This is a genomic window from Arthrobacter sp. H5, from assembly GCF_000520595.1.
Taxonomy (GTDB): domain Bacteria; phylum Actinomycetota; class Actinomycetes; order Actinomycetales; family Micrococcaceae; genus Arthrobacter_D.
Window position 1 is genome coordinate 65,044 of the sequence record NZ_KI915026.1, and the last position, 20,724, is coordinate 85,767.

General features: G+C 63.0%; 18 protein-coding genes. 6 read left to right on the forward strand and 12 right to left on the reverse strand.

Going from position 1 to position 20,724, the window contains the following annotated elements:
• The first annotated feature begins 16 nt into the window (after positions 1–16).
• On the forward strand, positions 17–259 hold the full coding sequence (locus Y708_RS30550; RefSeq protein ID WP_028281185.1) for a death domain-containing protein: 243 nt from the start codon (positions 17–19) through the stop codon (positions 257–259).
• Between the two features lie 2 nt (positions 260–261).
• On the forward strand, positions 262–534 hold the full coding sequence (locus tag Y708_RS0119350; protein WP_028281186.1) for a ribbon-helix-helix domain-containing protein: 273 nt from the start codon (positions 262–264) through the stop codon (positions 532–534).
• Positions 535–798: 264 nt separating this feature from the next.
• On the opposite strand, the gene Y708_RS0119355 is transcribed toward Y708_RS0119350, so the two are convergent.
• On the reverse strand, positions 799–1,755 hold the full coding sequence (locus tag Y708_RS0119355) for an acyl-CoA thioesterase (protein ID WP_028281187.1): 957 nt from the start codon (positions 1,753–1,755) through the stop codon (positions 799–801).
• A gap of 95 nt (positions 1,756–1,850) precedes the next feature.
• Here Y708_RS0119355 and Y708_RS0119360 point away from each other — a divergent pair, with 95 nt between their 5' ends.
• On the forward strand, positions 1,851–3,293 hold the full coding sequence (locus Y708_RS0119360; RefSeq protein ID WP_028281188.1) for a lipase maturation factor family protein: 1,443 nt from the start codon (positions 1,851–1,853) through the stop codon (positions 3,291–3,293).
• Here Y708_RS0119360 and Y708_RS26525 read toward each other — a convergent pair.
• Together Y708_RS26525 and Y708_RS0119370 are read right to left on the reverse strand one after the other, a co-directional pair.
• Complete coding sequence (locus Y708_RS26525) at positions 3,290–3,823, reverse strand: aldo/keto reductase (protein ID WP_155853955.1); 534 nt, start codon at positions 3,821–3,823, stop codon at positions 3,290–3,292. The genes Y708_RS0119360 and Y708_RS26525 overlap by 4 nt on opposite strands.
• 554 nt (positions 3,824–4,377) lie before the next feature.
• Positions 4,378–4,971 (reverse strand): DUF6318 family protein, encoded by a 594-nt coding sequence (locus Y708_RS0119370; protein ID WP_253905894.1) that lies wholly within the window; start codon positions 4,969–4,971, stop codon positions 4,378–4,380.
• 275 nt (positions 4,972–5,246) lie between these two features.
• Between Y708_RS0119370 and Y708_RS0119380 the strand changes: the two genes are divergently transcribed.
• Positions 5,247–6,980, forward strand: coding sequence for an ABC transporter ATP-binding protein (locus Y708_RS0119380; protein ID WP_028281191.1), 1,734 nt, complete (start codon positions 5,247–5,249; stop codon positions 6,978–6,980).
• A 134-nt stretch (positions 6,981–7,114) separates the two neighbouring features.
• Positions 7,115–9,013, forward strand: coding sequence for an ABC transporter ATP-binding protein (locus tag Y708_RS0119385; RefSeq protein WP_253905895.1), 1,899 nt, complete (start codon positions 7,115–7,117; stop codon positions 9,011–9,013).
• Here Y708_RS0119385 and Y708_RS26530 read toward each other — a convergent pair.
• From Y708_RS26530 to Y708_RS0119430, 8 genes are all read right to left on the reverse strand, one after another.
• Entirely contained in the window at positions 8,974–9,576 is a 603-nt protein-coding gene (locus Y708_RS26530) for a DNA alkylation repair protein (protein ID WP_081747029.1), read from the reverse strand. The two genes, Y708_RS0119385 and Y708_RS26530, sit on opposite strands and share 40 nt — an antisense overlap.
• A 194-nt stretch (positions 9,577–9,770) precedes the next feature.
• On the reverse strand, positions 9,771–11,159 hold the full coding sequence (locus tag Y708_RS0119400) for an OFA family MFS transporter (RefSeq protein WP_028281193.1): 1,389 nt from the start codon (positions 11,157–11,159) through the stop codon (positions 9,771–9,773).
• A gap of 172 nt (positions 11,160–11,331) precedes the next feature.
• Complete coding sequence (locus Y708_RS26535) at positions 11,332–11,580, reverse strand: Rv0909 family putative TA system antitoxin (protein ID WP_051479197.1); 249 nt, start codon at positions 11,578–11,580, stop codon at positions 11,332–11,334.
• 94 nt (positions 11,581–11,674) lie between these two features.
• Complete coding sequence (locus tag Y708_RS0119410) at positions 11,675–12,922, reverse strand: ABC transporter permease (protein WP_051479198.1); 1,248 nt, start codon at positions 12,920–12,922, stop codon at positions 11,675–11,677.
• Complete coding sequence (locus tag Y708_RS0119415; protein WP_028281195.1) at positions 12,919–13,800, reverse strand: ABC transporter ATP-binding protein; 882 nt, start codon at positions 13,798–13,800, stop codon at positions 12,919–12,921. Before Y708_RS0119415 ends, Y708_RS0119410 begins: the two co-directional genes overlap by 4 nt.
• Positions 13,801–13,881: 81 nt before the next feature.
• Positions 13,882–14,571, reverse strand: a complete 690-nt coding sequence (locus Y708_RS0119420) for a response regulator (protein WP_028281196.1) — start codon at positions 14,569–14,571, stop codon at positions 13,882–13,884.
• Between the two features lie 17 nt (positions 14,572–14,588).
• Positions 14,589–15,935 carry a sensor histidine kinase gene (locus tag Y708_RS0119425; protein WP_051479199.1) on the reverse strand — a complete coding sequence of 449 codons (1,347 nt, stop codon included), beginning with the start codon at positions 15,933–15,935 and terminating at the stop codon, positions 14,589–14,591.
• A 134-nt stretch (positions 15,936–16,069) separates the two neighbouring features.
• On the reverse strand, positions 16,070–17,371 hold the full coding sequence (locus Y708_RS0119430) for a cation:proton antiporter (RefSeq protein ID WP_028281198.1): 1,302 nt from the start codon (positions 17,369–17,371) through the stop codon (positions 16,070–16,072).
• A gap of 215 nt (positions 17,372–17,586) precedes the next feature.
• Here Y708_RS0119430 and Y708_RS0119435 point away from each other — a divergent pair, with 215 nt between their 5' ends.
• A complete protein-coding gene (locus Y708_RS0119435; protein ID WP_028281199.1) occupies positions 17,587–18,519 on the forward strand; it encodes a polysaccharide deacetylase family protein in 933 nt (310 codons plus the stop codon).
• Between the two features lie 99 nt (positions 18,520–18,618).
• Here the strand turns inward: Y708_RS0119435 and malQ are convergent, their stop codons facing one another.
• Positions 18,619–20,673, reverse strand: coding sequence for a 4-alpha-glucanotransferase (malQ, locus tag Y708_RS26540; RefSeq protein ID WP_035776938.1), 2,055 nt, complete (start codon positions 20,671–20,673; stop codon positions 18,619–18,621).
• Between the last annotated feature and the right edge of the window lie 51 nt (positions 20,674–20,724).

A 20,724-nucleotide genomic window follows, 5' to 3' on the forward strand; every position in this document is an offset into this window, starting at 1 on the left:
GTAGTACGATTTACAGATGGAAGTCTTTTCGTCGGCGCTGCGGCATGACGTCGACCCAGAGGACATCCAGCACGCAATACGAAATGCGCTGGTTATCGACGAAGTCGACGACGACCCAATCCGATACTTGGTGCTGGGTCCGGACCGAACTGGGAAAATTCTCGAACTCGTGGTGATGGACGGTTCGCGCGGACCTATCGTTATACACGCGATGCCCATGAGGGCTAAGTACCGGACTCTATTGGCGAGAGGAGAATAGAAATGCACACACATGGAACTAGGGCAGACGGCACTCCAATCACCGACGAGCTGGTGGGGAGGATGGCTGACGAGGCCGAGCAAGGCTATGACCCCAGCAAAATCCAGCGCAGACGGAGCGGCCGGCCCTTGATGGGCACTGCTGCTTCTTCAGTTGAGTCTGTCCGGCTGGATCCGGAGCTCAAACGAGCTCTCCTGCTTCGTGCAGCGGAAGAACACATTAGCGTCTCCGAGGCCATCCGCAGAGCGATCGGCCAGTATCTGCACGCCAGTTGACCACCGCAAGGGAACAATTTCCTGCCGGCCCATCCCGGCTGGCCGCGCTCCCTTGACTGTAAGCAGTTCGCCTACCCGCTCGGGATCCGCCCGCACCAACAGATCGTCGTCCTTCCTCAGGTGTTCACCCGGCGGTAAGGACTATTCGCCGGGACCTCGTTTGAGAATCGGCTCCAGAAGGCCGAAACGGCGCAGCCAAACGCCGTTTGCGCCAAATCCGGCGATGATCGAATATGCGTTGAATCTCAGTGTCCTGACGGTCAGTCACCCAAGCAGGTGATTGGGCAGCCGGTTGCCCGGTGCCCGGCCCCGGATTTCCAGGAGTTTCCGCGCATGGGCTGCAAGCCGCCGGTCCTCATCGGAGCGTGGGTTCCAGGCCGGTACGGGAACCGCCGTTCCGCCCTCGTCCCGGGCGACCATCACAGTCAGACAGTACGTGGTCAGCTGCATCTCACCGTCCGTCGGCTTGCCGGACCTCACATGCACAGCAACGTGCATGCCCTTGTTTCCGGTGTAGACCAGCCGGGCGTCGACTTCCACCACATCGCCGATAAGCAGCGGCCGGTAGAACCTCACCCCGCCCGAGAAGACCGCCACCGTGTCCATGCCGCAGTACCGCGACGCGCATACATAAGCTGCCTCATCGATCCAGTTCATCACCGTGCCGCCATGAACCTTCCCACCCCAGTTCACATCCGTGGGCGCCGCAAGGAACCGCAGGGTCACCTGTTCCGCGGTGCCCTCCGCCGTGTATTCCTGGCCGCGCATCGCCTCGACAATCTCCCCACGCACCGCGATGCGGGCTTCAGCCTCATCCCGTCGCCGGATATCCTCCGGCGACGACGGCACATACGGCGGCACGGGCACAGGTTTGCCGTCCGGTCCCACCGCCACAAAGATCACCAGGCACTGACTGCGCATGGTGGCTTCTGCGGCCTGGACATCACCCGAGGACACCGTTGTCTGGATGTGGAGGGATGATCGGCCTGTATAGACGATGGTCGCTTCCACCTCCACCATGTCCCCCACATTGACGGGGTCAGCGAAGTGGATGTTGCCCACATAGGCGGTCACGCAGTAGGACTTCGCCCACCCAACAGCTGCGGCATACGCCGCCTTGTCCACCCACTCAAGCACGGTGCCGGCGTCAACGGACCCGCTGTGGCCCAGGTCCGTAGGTGCGGCCAGAAAACGCAGTGTCACAGAGTTGGTCTGATTCATGGAGCCAGTATTGCGCACCGGCGGGTCTGCCGCCGTCGTGCGTCATCCGGGTTGCCCATCTTGACGCACGCGGCGCGTCACACAATCGTTGAGGAATGGAGTGGTTGAGTGACGTGCTCGACGCTGAAGGCTACGAAGTCGGGCGGCAGATCCTGCAGCGCGGGGTCGCAGCGGTCTACCTGATCGGGTTCCTCTCTGCCATTGCACAGTTTCCTGCGCTACTGGGCGAACACGGGCTGCTTCCGGCACCAAGGTTCCTTGCGCGTGCCGGCAAGCGCGCAGGCCCCACCCTGTTCCGCTGGCACTATTCCGACCGGCTGCTCCTGGCTGTGGCGTGGGCCGGAGCCGTGGTTTCGGCGATCCTCATCGCCGGGCTGCCGCAGTCCGGTCCGCCCTGGCTGCCGATGCTCGCGTTCCTGATGATCTGGGGCCTGTACCTTTCAATCGTGAACGTGGGACAGGCCTTCTATGGGTTCGGCTGGGAAAGCCTGCTCCTGGAGGCCGGGTTTCTGGTGGCGTTCCTGGGCTCCAACGAGGTGGCGCCGCCGTTCCTGGTGCTGCTGGCGATCCGGTGGCTGGTGTTCCGGCTGGAATTCGGTGCCGGGATGATCAAGATCCGCGGCGACCGGTCCTGGCGCGATCTCACCGCCCTCTACTACCACCACGAAACACAGCCCATGCCCAGCCCGGCCAGCCGGTTCTTCCACCTGTTGCCCAAGCCGCTGCACCGCATGGAGGTTGCCGGGAACCACTTCGCTCAGCTGGTGGTGCCGTTCTTCCTCTTCGCCCCGCAGCCGGTGGCGGGTACAGCCGCGGTGATCATCGTCGTCACTCAACTCTGGCTGGTCATTTCCGGAAACTTCGCCTGGTTGAACTGGATCAGCATTGTGCTGGCCTTCGCCGCTGTGCCGGATTCCTTCTACGCAACAGCCGTCACGATCAATGTCACGTACGCACCCGCACCGGCGTGGTTCGCCGTCGTCGTCGTTCTCATGGCCCTGCTCGTCACCTACCTGAGCTGGCAGCCGCTGCGGAACCTGTTCGCACGGCGGCAGCTGATGAACGCGAGCTTCAACCGGTTCCATCTGTGCAACGCGTATGGTGCATTCGGCAGCGTGACCCGCGTCCGCTACGAGGTGATCATTGAAGGGACCATGGACGACGCCGGACCGGGCGCCCAATGGCGCGAGTACGAGTTCAAGGGCAAACCTGGTGATCCCTCGCGACGGCCGCGGCAGTACGCTCCCTACCACCTGCGGCTGGACTGGATGATGTGGTTTCTCGCGTTGGGATCCGACGGCGGATGGTTCACGCCGCTGCTGGTGAAGCTTTTGCAGGCGGATCCGCGGATACTGAAGCTGCTGCGCAGCGATCCGTTCGACGGCGCCCGGCCACGGTATCTTCGGGCGCGGGTCTTCCATTACCGCTTCTCCGCGCGAGGCGAGAGGCGCACCACCGGGCTGTGGTGGGTCCGGGAGTCATCGGGAATGCTGGTGGATCCCGTGTCGCTGAATTCTGATCACAATTCAACGCCCTAGGAATCAAGCGTCAGTAGTTCTTCATGGGACAGGTGGAGGGCAGCCGCCGCGACGTTCGCCCGAAGGTGAGTGACGCTGCCCGTCCCGGGGATTGGGACGACGGGCACTCCATGTACCTGTTGTCGATGATGCACCCAGGCCAATGCGATTTGCCCCGGTGCGGCCTCGTGCGCAGCGGCGACTTCCTCCAACGCAGCGGTCCGCGCGGCTGTGGCTCCCACACGATGAAGCAGTCCGTGACCGGCCGGAGAGTGGGCAACCACCACTACGCCGAGGGCGGCCGCCGCGGGAAGCAATTGCCGTTCGATGCTGCGCTCCGTCAGCGACCACTGCTCCTGCAATGCAGCGACCGGGTGGACAGCGTGGGCGCGGTGAAGGTCCTCGGCGGTCACGTTCGACAGGCCAATCGCACGGACTTTGCCCTGTTTGACCAGTTCGGCCATGGCTCCCACGGTTTCCTCGATCGGTGTGCCCTCGCTTCGATGGTGCAGGTAATACAAGTCGATCACGTCGACACCGAGCCTTCGCAGGCTTGCCTCACACGCCTACGGGATCGCGGTCAGGCCGGCCAGCCGATTTATCGCTCAGCCTCATTGCACCGAATCCCTGACGCCCGAAATCATCCGGGCCCAAAGCTGGGCGTAATCCATTCGTCTCTACAGGCGTCATGACCCACACGCTATATCTTCAACCACAGTTGAGGTCCAGTCATGAGTGCGGCAGTACACAAGCTTCGCGGAGCTACGGCGGATGGTGACGGCAACATCAGCGACGTTCCGGCAAGCCATCAATCCGGGTGGAGTCAAGGCCACAAGGGGTACCGGAAAGCCCCTCCGCCTCGACCACCCGCGGACACAATCCTGCAGGTTTCTATGGGCGAGTGCACCACACTCCCGCTTGTTTCCGGGGTTGGGAGGCGCCGTCGTCGTCGTTCATGCCCAGAAAGTGCAGGATCCGGTCCGCACGCACGCACGCACGCACGCACCCAGAACAGTCAGCGCGCACCGCAGCTCCCGCAAGCGAGTAGACGAAAGAGCTCCCATCCGGCACCGAAGCCGGACGGGAGCCCTAACGCAGAAAGCCGCTACTCTGCAGCGGGCAGTTCCACGTCTGGTGTTTCCTCCAGAGAGGTTGCCTTCCAGGCGCCGTCAGCGTAGACGACGGTGGCCGAGTAGATGGAGCCTGCTGGGTCAAACGGGCGGGTTTCGTGTACTTCACCGGCCTCGTTGAAGGAGGTGTAGGGATCAGGGTTGACTGGGATCAGCGCCTCAACTTCGGCGCCCTCCACAACCTCTTCTGCGGGGGTGGTGATGATGATCTGCTTGACCTTCGGCTGTCCGCCGAGGACCCAGCCGCCGTCGTCGTACATGGCCTTGAACGCCTCGGCATCGGACACCGCAGCATCAGCGCCGTCGAGAATGGCCAGCAGCGGCTCGGCGTCGCCGGTTTGCTGCGTGTAGGACTTCAGCTCGAAGACGTGGTGAAGGAACGCCTTTGCGCCATCAGCGGTGGCTTCGCTCATGAGGTCATTGGTGGCGGGAGCGGAGACGTTCTGCGCGGGAGCCGTTGAGCTCGCAGGCGTGGGCGCGGCCTCTGAGGGGGCGGCGGACGACTCGGTGGATTCGCCGCACCCGGTGAGGGCAGCGAGGGCGACAGCGGCGATGGCCGCGACTTTCATGATCTTCAAGGTGTTCCCCAACGATAGTGAGTTGCATGGCGCCCGTAATGACGGCCTGCGCGTCCAATCCTAGCCGTGGCCTTAGGCAACAAGAGACTCAGAACCCTGACTGTGCGCGAGATCACAGGATGACCCCGGCTGGTGAGAATCCTCCTTTCGGCTGATAGACGGACCTGAATCCCGGGCATACGCTGAAGTGCGGTCTTCCCGCGGCCCATCCGGCTGCCCCTCAAGAGGACCGAGCTCCTGTCAGCCCGCAATTCGAGGAACCGGCAATGCTGATCAAATTGGTCCGCCACTATCTGCGGCCCTATTCCCGTCTGGTCCTGGCAGTAGTGGTCCTGCAGTTGGCAGCAACCATTGCCGCACTGTATCTCCCCAGCCTGAACGCCCAGATCATCGACGAGGGCGTGGCTCAAGGCGATACCGGGTACATCTGGGATACCGGGATGACGATGCTCGGCGTGAGCCTGATCCAGGTGGCAGCCGCAATCGCGGCGGTCTACTTCGGTTCAAAGGCGGCCATGGCGGTGGGTAGGGACGTGCGCAAGTCCGTCTTCCACAAGGTCTCCGGCTTCTCGGCGCAGGAGGTCAACGAATTTGGGGCGCCGAGCCTGATTACCCGCGGCACCAATGATGTGCAGCAGGTACAGATGCTCGTGCTGCTGGGGCTGAACTTCATGGTTGCCGCTCCCATCATGTGCATCGGCGGAATCTTCATGGCGGTGCGCGAGGACCTGGAGCTCTCCTGGCTGGTGTGGGTGTCCGTTCCCGCCCTGTTTGTGGTTGTTGGCTTCCTGGTCTGGCGGTTGATGCCGCTGTTCCGCACCATGCAGGTGAAGATCGATAACATCAACGGCGTTCTACGGGAGCAGATCACCGGCATCCGCGTGGTGCGGGCCTTTGTCCGCGAACCGTTTGAAGCCCAGCGGTTCGGCAAGGCAAACAGGGAGCTGACGGACGTGTCGCTGGCAGTCGGTGCGCTCTTTGTGCTGATGTTCCCGGCCATCGGAATGATCCTGCACCTGGCGACAGCCGCGGTGCTGTGGTTCGGCGGGCTGCGGGTGGACGCCGGAGAAATGCAGGTCGGTGCGCTCACGGCGTTCCTGCAATACCTGTTGCAGATCCTGGTGGCGGTCATGATGGGCACCTTCATGGCAATGATGATTCCCCGCGCCGCAGTCTGTGCCGAGCGCATCAGCGAAGTGCTGGACATCCAACCCTCCATCCACGAGCCAGTTCAGCCACAGCAGCCGGCGGATAAGGCCGGCGTGGTCGAGTTCCGCAATGTCACCTTCGCGTATCCGGGCGCTGAGGCGCCGGTGCTCAACGATGTCAGTTTCATCGCCCGGCCCGGGCAGACCACCGCAATTGTGGGCAGTACCGGTTCGGGAAAGAGCACGCTGATTTCCATGCTGCCCCGGCTTTTCGACGTGGGCGGCGGCCAGGTCATGCTCGACGGCGTTCCTGTCACCGAGATGGCGCGCCATGACATCACTGAGCGTGTGGCGCTGGTCCCCCAGCGGCCATACCTGTTTTCCGGCACCATTGCCCACAACCTGCGGTTCGGGAATCCGGACGCGTACGACGACGACCTGTGGGAAGCGCTCACAGTGGCCCAGGGCGCGGATTTTGTCCAAGCCAAGGAGCACGGTCTGAATGCGGCGGTTTCGCAGGGCGGCACCAACGTCTCCGGAGGGCAGCGCCAGCGGCTCTGCATTGCGCGGGCATTGGTGGCCAAGCCCAAGGTCTACCTCTTTGACGACTCATTCTCCGCGCTGGACGTGGCCACCGATGCGCGGCTGCGTGCGGCGCTGAAGGACAAAACCAGGGATTCGACGGTGATCATCGTGGCACAGCGCGTCGCCACGATCATCAACGCCGACCAGATCCTGGTCATGGAGCACGGCCAGATAGTGGCGCGGGGTACGCATGAGCAATTGCTGGAGACCTCACCCACCTACCAGGAGATCGTTGAATCACAGACCACGGCGGAGGAGGTGGCATGAGCAGGAACAAGGGTGCCAAGCCTGATACCGGCCCGGCCATTGATCCGGTAGTGGCGCCCACTCCCGGTGCGGCGGCCGACGCTGAAGCGCAGGTCCTTGAGGAGAAATACCAGCCCACCGAGGCCGACGGCGATATGTTCGGCGGTGCGCCGGCCAAGAAGGCGAAGCAGTTCTGGCCTGCCGCCAAGCGGCTCTTCGGGCTGCTGAAACCGGAGAAGGCAGCCATTGCGGTGGTGCTCGCGATGGTGGTGATCGCCGTCGTGCTCAATGTCATTGCGCCGCGCGTACTCGGCAACGCGATGGACGTGATCTTCAACGGTGTCATCAGCCAGGACCTGCCGGCCGGCGCCAGCCAGGAGCAGGTGATTGAGGGTCTGCGCGCGGAGGGGGAGGATCAGTTCGCCGATTTGCTCTCCGGCATGGAACTCACGCCGGGGGCCGGGATCGACTTCATGCTGTTGGGAAGGCTGATCGCCATTGTCCTGGTTATGTACCTGGTCTCCTCCCTGTTCATGTGGCTGCAGGGCTACTACCTGAACAAGGTGGTCATGCGCGTGGTCTACAACCTGCGCCGCGACGTCGAAGCCAAGCTGAACCGGCTGCCGTTGAACTACTTCGATACCCGGCAGCGCGGCGACCTGCTCTCCCGCGTGACCAACGACGTCGACAATGTCCAGCAGGCGCTGCAGCAGGCATTCGCTCAGCTGATCATGTCGGCGCTGAGCCTGATCGGCATCACCGTGATGATGTTCCTGGTCTCCTGGCAGTTGGCGTTGATTGCACTCATAGCCCTGCCGCTGTCAGCCGCGGGTGCCGGGCTGATCGGCGTGCGCAGCCAGAAGCTGTTCGCTGCTCAATGGAAGAACACCGGGCAGCTCAACGGCCATATTGAAGAGTCCTTCAGCGGGCATGACCTGGTCCGGGTATTCGGACGCGAGAAGGAATCGCTGGCCCAGTTCGACGAGAAGAATGAGGAGCTGTACAAGGCATCCTTCGGTGCCCAGTTTGTCTCCGGAATGATCATGCCGGTCATGCAGTTCATCTCCTACCTCTCCTACGTGGGGATCGCCGTGGTGGGCGGCCTGCGGGTGGCCTCCGGTTCCATGACGCTGGGCGATGCGACGGCGTTTATCCAGTACTCCCGCGAGTTCAACCAGCCGCTGAGCCAGATGGCGGGCATGGCCAACATGCTGCAGTCCGGGGTTGCCTCGGCCGAGCGGGTGTTTGAACTGCTCGACGCCGAGGAGCAGGAGCCGGACACCGCCACCACATCACTGCCGGCCAAGACGGACGGACACGTAGAGTTTGAGCGCGTCACCTTCAGCTATACCCCCGACAAGCCGCTGATCGAGGATCTCTCCTTCGCCGCCAAACCCGGGGAAACTGTTGCCATTGTGGGCCCCACCGGTGCAGGCAAAACCACGCTGGTGAACCTGGTGATGCGCTTCTACGAATTGAATTCCGGGCGGATCACCGTGGACGGTGTGGACATCACGCAAATCAGCCGGGCCGAGTTGCGGTCCCGGGTGGGCATGGTGCTGCAGGACGCCTGGCTGTTTGGCGGTTCCATCTACGAGAACATCCGCTACGGCAACCTGGATGCCACGGAGGAGCAGGTCATGGAGGCGGCGAAGGCCACCTTCGTGGACCGTTTTGTGCGCGCACTTCCAGACGGCTATGACACGGTGATCGACGAAACGGGCAACAACGTCAGCGCGGGCGAGAAGCAGCTCATCACCATTGCCCGGGCATTCCTGGCCAACCCGTCGCTGCTGATCCTGGACGAGGCCACCAGTTCGGTGGATACCCGGACCGAGCTGTTGGTGCAGCACGCCATGGCAGCCCTGCGCACTGAGCGGACCAGCTTTGTCATCGCGCACCGGCTCTCCACCATCCGCGATGCGGATACCATCCTGATGATGGAGGATGGCCGGATTGTGGAGCAGGGCAGCCACGCTGAACTGCTCGAGGCACAGGGCGCCTACTACCGGCTTTACATGTCCCAATTCGCGGCCGCGGCTGACCCTGTTTGAGCCGGGGCGACGTCGTCGTCGTTCGCTGTCTCTTTGTGCGCGCGGCGGACCAGCGACTTCCAGTCACCCCCTCCCGCGCGCACGGTGCGGAGCGGGGCGAGCAGCGCCGCCCGCCGGAGCCAGCGTTCCGGATCCACCTTCCAGCGATCAAGGACTGACTCCGCCCGGGTTCGCTCCTGCCCGGTCAGCCCCTGGATCAGCGGACCGACGACGTCGGCGGCAAGCGGATCGACCAGCGCAGCCAGGTGCGCCTCACGTATAAAGCCCTCGATCCGTGTCAGGTCCGAGTTGGTGAGGAGCCGGGCGTTCGACTGCAGGAGCACCGCTGCCGCCAGACGACGTTCGAAAACGGGCACAGCCCACAGTTCGGAGCTCAGGGCGGTGACCTCATCGTGGGTCAGGTCCGGGTACTTGCGCCCTGCATCGCGCACAGCTCCACGAACCGCGCCGACTGACGCACCGTAATACTGGAGGCCGGTGGCGAATTGGTTCTGCGCTTCCGCCCGCTCCCAGGACGCTTCCCGTTGAAGGGCGGCATCGATGATGCCGGATACCTCAGTCATACGGATACAGATTAGTCGGTTAAGTGCAGGATTCGCCGGGTTATCCCAACGAACCTGCGCCCCTTCTCGGCGATTTTGCGTCTGAGGCCTACCCGAACAGCGCGGGCACCCTCGTCAGCGTCTGGAAGACGCCGTAGGCGAGCGGCAGTCCTACAAGTGCCCAAACAACTATGAGTCGTGCTTTGACTGTCATCTCATGCCTCCATTGCGGATTCTTTGGGTGTTGTCTTGGCGGGTTCGTGGTGCTTGGAATCCACAGGCTTGATCATCAGGTTGGCGATGAATCCGATGATGAGCAGCCCCACCATGGTCAACAGCGCCGGCTGGTAGGCGGCCGCTGTGAGCTCGCCCGGAGTTCCTTGAGCGTCGAGGAACCCATTGATAATGAGCGGTCCGGCGATGCCCGCCGCCGACCACGCGGTCAAGAGCCGCCCGTGGATGGCGCCCACCTGGAATGTTCCGAACAGGTCGCGCAGGTAGGCGGGTACGGTGGCAAATCCGCCGCCGTAGAAGGAAATGATGAAGAAGGCCAGGAAGACGAACAGCAGCGTGGTGCTCGCTCCGGCAAGCGCCAGCACGGTGTAGAGCACGGCTCCGACTCCCAGGTACACCAGGTAGATCCTCTTGCGGCCAATGATGTCCGAGGTGGAGGACCAGACAAAGCGCCCGCCCATGTTGGCGATGGACAGCAGCCCCACAAATCCGCCGGCTACGGCCACAGTCACCGCGGTGGACCCATCAGGCTGGCGGAAGAAGTCCTGAAGCATCGGCGAAGCCTGTTCCAGGATCCCGATACCTGCCGTGACGTTGCAGAAGAGCACAATCCAGACCAGCCAGAACTGCTTGGTCTTGATCGAGTTGGCTGCTGACACGTGATTAGAGGTGACCAATGCCTTGGTCTTCACCTTGGACGCGTCAAAGCCTTCCGGCTTCCAGTCCGCGGCCGGAACCTTGATGGTGAAGGCGCCAAACATCATGTACGCCAGGTAGACGACGGCGAGGGTCAGGAACAGGCTGCCAACGGCCTCGCCACTGGCGACCGCGCCGTCCACACCCGTATTGGGGTCATAGAATTTGAGGAGCGCGGTGGAAACTGGGCTGGCGATCAGCGCGCCGCCGCCGAAGCCCATAATGGCCATGCCCGTGGCAAGTCCGGGGCGGTCGGGGAACCATTTGATCAGCGTGGATACGGGCGAGATGTAGCCGATGCCTAGCCCGATTCCCCCGATGACACCGTAGCCCAGGTACACGAGCCACAGCTGATTGGTGAAAATGCCGAGGGAACCGACCAGGAACCCACCGGCCCAGAACAGTGCTGAAGTGAACATCGCCATGCGCGGACCGTTCTTGTCCACCCAGGTACCCATCACGGCGGCCGACAACCCGAGCATGACAATCGCGATCGAGAAGATGATCCCGATCTCGGTCAGGCTGGCGTCGAAGTGCTCAACGAGGGAGTTCTTGTACACACTGGTGGCGTAGGCCTGGCCAATGCACAAATGAACCGCGAGCGCCGCCGGTGGAATAAGCCATCGGTTGAATCCGGGTGGTGCAATGGTGTGTTCCCTGTCGAGCCAACTCATCGATGCTCCTCTGTGACTTCAGCAAACGGTGCTAGGACGGTAATACGCACCATTGGACATTGTGCGCTACGTCACAGTTGCTTGAGGCAAAGATCGACCGCTGCTGCGATAAGCGGCAGAAAAAGTGCGGTGAGCGGTCGGGTCGCGCGGCCGTTGTGGACACCGGTTCGAGTCAGAAGCCTGGGCGGCCCGGCTCGTGAGGTCCGTCGCCGGAGGGTCCCAGACGCTTTCGTGCCTGCTCCCGGGCGCTCTCGATCTTGCTCTGGTGTTTGCCTTTGGTCGCTTTGTCCGCAATCGAGGCAGCCCTGTCCACTATCCGGCTGCCCGCCTGCTTCGCCTGAGGACTGGTGAGGGCGCTCTTGACCTTCGGGTTTCTCGCGAGCTCCCTCGCGATCTTGCTCAACGAGCTGAATCCTGCCATGGCGAAACCTCTTTCCTATGCGGGCACCCAAAGCATTTGGGTGCCCGCATGTATCAACGCCCGTGTGCGTGAAAAGGTCCCCGCACAATGGACGCTACTGCTCCAGTTTCAGCGCCTTGCGCAGTGTCAATGCCCCGCCGCTCTGCATCACTGCGCGGCGGTAGATTTTCTCGCCCAAGTGCAACAGCGCTACCGCGGCGGCGAGGGCAATCACCAGTGACAGAAGCGGCTCCCACAATGCCACCGGCGAGTTCAACATCCGAATAGGCATCGCAACCGAGGACACCACCGGCACATAGGACGCAACCACCAGCAATTGCCCGGACGCGAAGAGCCCGGCGAACAGTGCAGCGAAAATCAATGCCATCACTGGTGCTGAATTGCTGGTCAGGTCTTCAGGGCGGCTGGCCAGGGATCCGAGCACCGCCCAGATTGCCGCCAGGATCAGGAAGCCAAAGAGGAAGAACACCATGAACCAGCCGGAGGCGGGAATGATGCTGCCCACCAGATCTGCGGTGTCCGTGAGGTTGAGCGCAAGCAGCGCGGCCCCGCCGTAGAGTGCCAGTTGGACCATGGCGAGGATGGTATTGCCGAGCACCTTGCCATAGAGCAATTGCCGGATGGGTATGGCAGTAGCCAGGATTTCCACCACCCGGTTCTGCTTCTCCTCCACTACCGAGTTGGCAATCGCCATGCCAAAGATGATGGAGGCCATGTAGAACAGGAAGCTGAAAATGAACCCGGCAATGGTGGCGAGCAGCTGGTTTTCTGCGCTGCCCTCCAGCAGCGACTCCTCCAGCTCGGAACCCGCGAGCAGGTCCTCACCGGTGGTCCCGGCAGCTGCCGCGTTCTGGTCCAGCACATAGGCGTCCAAGGACTCCCCTACCTGCTGGGCGAGGCCTGTGGAAACCTCGTTCTTACCGGTGAGCGTCCAGATTCCGTCGGATTCCTGCAGCAGTGCTGCATCCGCGTCCTCGGTACGAACCTGCTCCAGCGCGCCGTCGTCATCATCCGCCGTGACCGCTGTGAACGTGACGTTGCCGTCGTCGGCCCGGCCTGCCTCGTCGGCCAACTGGATCACCGCCTGCCCAGCATCGGAGGTGACCATTACGGTGAAGTCCTCGCCGCGGTTGGCCATGAAGGCGTTGAACACCACGCCCGCGACAATCAGCACCAGCGTGATCATTGTGCTGATTGCAAAGCCGCGGTCCTTAGCCTTGACCAGGACCTCGCGCAATGTGACGATCAGCCATGGCGGCTGGGTGCCGGGTGGCAATGAAACCGGGGACGACGACGGCGCGCGGCCGTGTGGATCCCTCACACTGGTTTGGGTGCCGCTCACTGTGATACCTCCCGGTAAATTTCGCTCAGGCTGGGCCTGATTCGGCTGAATTCCTGCACGCTGCCGCGTGCCATGGCCGCGGCGAGCAGGTGCTGCGCGGCGTCGTCGTTCTCGAGTTCCAGGACCGCTTCCTGGCCTGCCACGTCGATGACCGTCACCCCTTTTTCCTCCCGCACCCAGCCGGCGTCCGGCGAGACTGACAGCCGGTGGCGGCGCGGGGCCTTTGCCCGGAGATCATCACCGGAGCCCGAGGCAACCAGCCGCCCTTGCTGCAGCACTACGAGGTTGTCGCACAACCGGTCAACCAGATCCAGCTGATGGCTGGAGAAAAGAACCGGAACCCCCTGGTCCGTGCGGTCGCGCAGGAGCTCCACCATCGAATCAACGGCCACTGGATCCAAGCCGGAAAAGGGTTCATCAAGAATGAGGACGGACGGACGGTGAAGCAGCGATGCCGCGATCTGCACGCGCTGCTGGTTTCCCAGGGACAGCGACTCGAGCTTGTCCTTCCCCCTGCCTCCCAGCTGGAAGCGTTCCAACAGCTCCTCAGCCTGCGCCCTGGCATCGGAGGCGGTCATTCGGTGCAGCTGGCCCAGGTAGATCAGTTGATCGAGAATGGGCTGCTTCGGGTACAGTCCGCGTTCCTCCGGCATGTAGCCGAAGGTGGCCCGGTCAGCGGCCGTGATGGGTCGGCCATCCACCAGCACATCACCAGCGTGTGCTGTGAGAACGCCCATGATCATGCGCATGGTGGTGGTCTTGCCGGCGCCGTTTGCTCCAACAAATCCGGTCATCTTCCCGGACGGGATAGTGAAACTTACGTTGTCAACGGCGGTGTTCTCACCGAACCGCCGAGTGAGGTTCCGAACCTGCAGCATGGGTTGCTCCTCCTGTTTGTCTTCCTGGAGTCAACCCTAGGCAGCCCGGCCGCCGAGCGGATGGGCCGAAGGACTGAACTTTTACTCCCCCGGACGGATGAGCCCGCTCTCGTAAGCAAAAACCACTGCCTGCACCCGGTCCCGGACCTGGATCTTGGCCAGCAGCGATGAAACATGGGACTTAACGGTGGCCTCGGCGAGGAAAAGTTTTTGGGCGAGCTCGGCGTTACTCAGTCCGGTGGCCATGCTGGCCAGGACTTCCTTCTCCCGCTGGGTCAGGGATTCCAGGAGCTTCTGCAGTTCACCGCTTGGTTGGCTTGTGGGAGCATCCCGGCCTTCGGCGTCGAGCTGCCTGGCGAAACGCTCGATCACCCGGACGGTCACTTCGGGCGCAAGCAGCGCGTACCCTCCCGCGACGGCCTGCACTGCGGCAATCAGGTCCTCGGGTTCAGCATTCTTCAGCAGAAACCCGCTGGCCCCGCTGCGGATGGCATCGAAGAGATAATCTTCGCGTTCGAAGGTGGTGAGGATGATGACTTTCCCGCGCCCTGCCCTGGTGATCAGCTCGGTGGCCTTGATGCCGTCCATTACGGGCATCTGGACGTCCATGAGGATGACATCGACGTCGTGTTCGGCTGCGAACGCCGCTGCTTCCCGGCCGTTCGTTACCTGGCCCACCACTTCGATATCGTCTTCAACGGAGAGCATGGTGGCGAAACCGGCACGGACCAGTGCCTGGTCGTCGGCGAGCAGAACGCGGATAATGTCCATGAAATGTCCTCTGAATGTCAGTGAAGCAGGAACCGGGCACGGACGCGCCAGCCGCCGTCGGACCTGGGCCCAATTTCCGCCGTTCCCCGATGCAGAGCCACGCGTTCGCGGATACCCTGGAACCCGAACCCGGAGCCGGATTCGGCACGGGGGCGCGGTCTTCCATTGTCCACCGTTTCGAGCTCAACCCAGCGCTGTTCGCCGGAGAGTCCGGTGCGCAGGGTCATCACGGCGGACCCTGCCGTCGAGTGTCTGCGGATGTTGGTCAGCGATTCCTGCGCCGTCCGGAAAAGGGATAGGGCTAGCGGTGCGGAGACTTGAGCGAGTGCGCCAGGGACATCCTCCACCCGGTCAAAGCTCACCCTGAGGCCAAGTTCCCGGTGCTGCCTAGCCAATTCCTCCAGGTCGTCGAGCCCGGGTTCCGGCCTCCGGCCGCCGTCATCCGTTTCGGTCAGCACGCCGGTTTCCGACCGGAGCACGCCCAGCAGGTTGCGCATGTCTGTCACCGCCTGGCGGCTGGCCTGCTCAATGGTGCGCAGGGATTCAGCAGCGACGTCGGGCCTCTTGTCCATCACCCGGCGGGCAGCGCCGGCCTGAACGCCGATCACCGACACGTGATGCGCTACGACGTCGTGCAGTTCGCGGGCAATCCGCAATCGCTCTTCGATGACGGCGCGTCGCGCAAGCTCAGCCGATTGCCGGGCGATCTGCTCGGACTGCCCGGCGAGTTGAGTGCGCTGGAGGGCGTTACGCCAGGAGGACATGCCAGCGAGGATTGCCCCGCCGAAGTAGGCAAAGTTCACAATGACGTTGTACAGCGACACCGAAGTCAACGGATCCAGGATCCCGCGGTAGGTTTCGTCGCCTTCCCGGGCCTGTTCCAGCAGACCGTCATAGGTGTTGGCGACCGTCAAGGCGAGGATGACCCACAGTGCCATGGCCAGCACTACCACTGCGGTTCCCAGCCAGAGCGTCCGCCGGTCCTTGGCCCACGCCACGGCCGAGTACAAGGATGCGAAGTACGCCGCCTGATAGGAAATCTGCACGGACAACAGCGGGATCCACAGGCTGAGCCCAATGAACAGCGCAGACATCACCAGCATCACAATGACCGGATACTTCCGCCGCAGCACCAGCGGCAAAATCATCAGCGCCAGCACCGCGTGCTGTAGCCAGATGGGGCTGTCCTCCTCCGCCATTGAACCAAAACCACGGCTAAGTTCCAACGCCAATGCACTGATCAGCAAGAAGATGACAACGCCGATCACGTCCCTGCGCTGCTGGTCCGCGGTGGGTCCGGGCCGCTCCCAGCGGCTTTCCCCGGCGTCGGGAGTGTGGGATTTCAACCAGACCGGCAGGTTCACTGTTGCGGCTCTCGGTGGTGGGGGCGCGCCGGATCAGTCATGGGTGCCAGTGTAGCCAGCAGGAGGGGTGCGGCGGCTCCCCCGTTTGGCCTAGTTCGAAAGGATGAACCCGGGTTCTGGTGGAAGGCAAGCGGTTAGACCGCGGTGCGCGGAGCTTCGCCCTCGTCACCAAGTCGGCCGGCTTCGCGTTGGCGTAACCTATCCAACGCGCTCATCACGGGAGTCGCGGTTACACCGTGCAGCACCACGGACATCGCAACCACGAGACCCACGAAGGCCCATAGTTCATCGGCTTCAGCAGTGAACTCACCATTACTCAAGCCGTATCCAAGGTAATAGAGCGAACCGATTCCCCGTACGCCGAAGAATGCCAAGGCAATGCGCTCCCATTTGCCCGTTTTACCACCGGTCAGTCCCAGAAATCCGGTCAACGGTCTAATGAGGAGGAGGAAGGCCAATGCCACGAGCACCTCGACCCACCCAATGCCAGCCAGCAACCCGCGGGCTATTGCACCGCCCAGAAGAACCAGGATGACCACGGAAAGCAGGCGTTCGAGCTGCTCAACGTAGCTGTGAAGCACTTTGTGATACCCATGGTTTCTTTCTGCAGCACGGATAGTGGTTCCGCAAACAAAGACGGCCACGAAGCCATAGCCTTCGAAGGTTTCGGTCAAACCGTAGGCGAGGAACGTTGCTGCCAGCGCTACAAAACCTTCCGAATGGTTTGAGAGCCGCAAGGAATCATACTGCGCGGAGAAGAAGAGCCTTCCAAGCAGCTTACCCGTTCCTATCCCCAGCAGTACGCCGATGCCGATGCGCCACAGCACATCAACTGCGAACCATTGAGGAAACCAATCCGAAGGTGATGCCCCGACGAGGCTGATTCCAATCGCCAAATAGACAAAGGGGAAAGCCAGTCCGTCATTCAGACCGGCTTCGGACGTCAGACCAAACCGGACCTCATCCTCATCGTTTGCTTCCTCGTCATCGTCAGCGGGCTCTCCAACCTGCACCTCCGAAGCGAGCACCGGGTCTGTGGGTGCCAGCGCTGCCGCCACCAGAATGGCGCTGGCCAGACCAAGGCCAAGCACGCCGAACCCTAGAAATGCGAGTCCGACGATACACAATGGCATCACGATACTCAGAAGGCGCCATGTGGTGGCCCAGCGGCGCCATCCAATTCTTCGGTCCAATGCGAGCGCCGCCCCCATCAGCGAAACGATGACGCAGACTTCCGTCAGGTGCGTTGTGATCTCGCCGTATTCCACGGGGTCCGGGTTGGGCAGGTAGTCGATAAAAGTGAAGGCCAGGACACCTGCTCCGAGGAAGATCATCGGCATTGAGACCGGCGCCTTGTGCAGCAGCCTTGGTAGGAGTGCGGCGGCAAACACCACAAGACCCATCACCGTGTAGATGATGCTTGGTCCTTCGAACAGCTCTAGCACTGTGCCTCTTTCCTCCACTTGGAACCCCTGCCAAAGATACCCCGGCGGGCCAAACCGTCAGCGGCATCCAGTACCTGGTGCAGGCTGCACGGTCCCGGACGTGCCGGAACTGTGCAGGCTCGTTAAGTGTTCGTTTCACTACAAGTTTGTTCGCATCCCGCACTCCCGTGAGCCGGATGGCTGGCTAGCATGCGAGACTGGACCGCATGGAGGGAAATCGCGATCCAGGCTGGCTGGGACGGCGTGCCGTTCTGGCAGGGCTGGCCGGTGTGGCCCTCACCGCCTGCGCCGCCGAGACGCCTCAGGGCAGCCGTCCTTCGGTGAGCTCGTCGCCTGCTCCCCCCTCGCCGTCGTCGTCCCCTTCCGGCCCGCCGCCATCGCCTTCCGTTGCCCCGCCCCCTCCCGCGCCATCGCCTGCTGCGCCGGTGCTGCCCAACCGGGACCAGATTATTGCCCAGTTCGGCGCGCGCACTCCGGGGTATTGGGGGTTGGAAGCTCCGGGCGTTGCGCTCAGGCTTCCGCCTGGTTCGCAGGGCATAGCGCTGACCTTCGATTGCTGCGGCGGACCCGGCGGTGAGGCATTGGACCGGCCCCTGATCGACGCGCTGCGGACGCACCAGGTGCCCTCGACATTCTTCCTCAATGCGCGCTGGGTCCACGCCAACCCGGCACTCGCCGAGGAGTTGGCTGCGGATCCGCTGATCGAAGTTGCAAACCACGGCTCCCAGCACCTCCCCCTGTCAATGACGGGCAACACTGCATACGGGCTACCGGGAACGCGTAACTCCGGCGAGGTGTATGACGAGGTAATGGTCAACCAGGAACTGCTCCTGCAACTCACAGGGAAGCCCGCACTCTGGTTCAGGTCGGGCACCGCATTCCTGGACGACGTATCCACCGAAGTTGTCCGTGCGCTTGGGCTGGTGCCGGTGAATTTCAGCATCAACGGTGACGCGGGAGCTACGTTCCCGGCGCAGACCGTTGCGCAGTCGGTCGGCTCTGCTTCTGCCGGGGACATTGTCATTGCGCACGCCAACCGGCCGCTGGGCGGGACCGCTGCCGGCGTCGCGGCTGCCTTGCCCGGGATGCTGGTGCAAGGGGCTCGCTTCGTTCGGCTTTCGGAGGCGCCGCCGGTTTAACGCCGTCTTGTCCGTAGCAGCTGAAGTTCGATGACTTGGTGCAGGGTTCGCGGCTGGGACATCTGCTCGCTTGACCACCGCTTCATCGGCGGACACGGACTATCGGCTGAACCCGGGACCCAGTGCCCTCACCAGCGACTCAAAACGCTCATTGCCCGGCAGGTCCTCCACCATCACGGCGCGCCCCTGCCCGGCGAGCGGTATCCGCCAGTTGGGGTACTCGTCCGACGTGCCCGGCTGGTTCTGGGTTCGCCGCTCACCCACAGCATCGGTCAAGGCAACGCCCAGCAGCAGGGAAGGGGTTTGGGCAATGAAGGCGTGCAGCGCCTCAACCGTGCGCTGCACCGCGAACGGCGCACCGTCGTCGGGCATGGAAGGAACCCGCGAGCGCACCAGTGAAAGGACCGCTTCCTGCGCTTCCCTATCCAACGCCCTTTCCTCCTCGATCGGCCGGTTGAGGAGGCCCAGCTCCTCCCTCAGGTCGACATGCTCGCCGGCAAGGTATCCCGCGGTAGGCGGCAGGTCGTGGGTGGTGACACTGGTGAGGCACGCACGCCGGTATTCCTCGGGCGGGCGTGGGCCAGCATCCGAATGCTCAAACCACAGAATTGATGTGCCCAGGATTCCGCGCTCGGCCAGATCCTCTTGGACGCCCGGTTCAAACACCCCCAGGTCTTCACCGACGACGACGGCGCCCGCCCGTTCCGCTTCCAGCGCGAGGATTCCGATCAGCGCGTCGCTGTCGTAGTAGACGTAGGCGCCCTCACCGGGATCGGCGCCTGCCGGGATCCACCACAATCGGAAGAGACCAAGAATGTGGTCGATGCGCAGGCCGCCGGCATGCCGCAGAATAGTGCGGAGCATGTCCCGGTAGGCGGCGTAACCCGACTCGGCAAGCCGCTCCGGATGCCACGGCGGCTGGCTCCAGTTCTGGCCCTGCTGGTTGAACATGTCCGGTGGGGCGCCTACTGAAACGCCCGGGGCAAGGACGTTGCGCAACGTCCAGGCGTCGGCCCCCGCGGGGTGCACACCGACGGCGAGGTCATGCATGATTCCAATGTTCATTCCCGCGTCGATGGCCGCGGCCTGGGCAGCCTCCAATTGCTGGTCGCACAGCCATTGGAGCCACTTGTGGAACTCGATCCGGTCCGCAAGAACGGTGCGTTGCTGCTCAGCAAACACCTCATCCACCCACTCCGGAGCGCCCGGCGGGAGTGTTTCCGCGAGCGCACACCACAACGCATACCGGTCCAGCCCAGGGCCCTCCCCTGCACAGAAATCCGCGAACTTTTGTGATCGTTCAGCCATGCGAGGCTGGTTGAAGGCAAGCTCCAAAGCCTGCAGTTTGGCAGCAAAACCCGGATCCCGCTGCAGCACGTGCGGGTTGCGGTTGGCGTCTTCGAACTGTGCCGCGACCTCAGCCAGCGGCAGCCCCGCGGCCTCCGGGACCTCCTCCACCCTGAGATACAGCGGGTTGAGGAATCTGCGTGTGGCGGGAAGGTACGGGGAAGGCTCCACCGGAGGCTTCGGTTCGGCCGCATGCAGCGGATTGATCAGCACATAACCGGCGCCCTTGTCCGCAGCAACCTCGGCCAAAGAGGCAAGATCCGACAGATCCCCCACTCCCCATGACTTCTCCGACCGCACCGAATACAGCTGCACCATGAGGCCCCATGTCCGGTCCAGCCGATCGGTGGTGGTGAGCCGCTGCGGTGTCACCACAAGCACACAGGATTTATCCGCCACCCTCAGCATGTGCCAGCCCTGCGGCAGGTCACCGGGGATGGTTGCGGACAGTTGTTCCTGATCTGCCCTGCGCTCGATGACCGTGCAGGCAACGTCCCGCTCCGATCCGTCCTCGAGTTCGACCCACACGCGCGGCGTTAGACCGGCGGGCACGGTCACCGGTACCGCGGTCACGGAGTCCTGGCGAACGACGACGGCGGGAGGCAGTGTGCGATGCCACAGTGCAAGGTGCCAATCGTCCATGGACTGCATGACGTCGTCGTCCGTTTCGCAGGGCACACCGAGTGCGGTGAGAACCTTGGTCAGCGTATCCGCTGTGACGCTGCGTTCCTCGCCATCCCAGCCACGGAAGGTGATGCCCACCCGGTGGGCATGGGCGAGTTGCTGCAACGCGGTGAATTCAGCCATACGCCCAATGTAATGGAGTGGACGCAGGGAAGCCCGGCCGCCTTGCAAGAG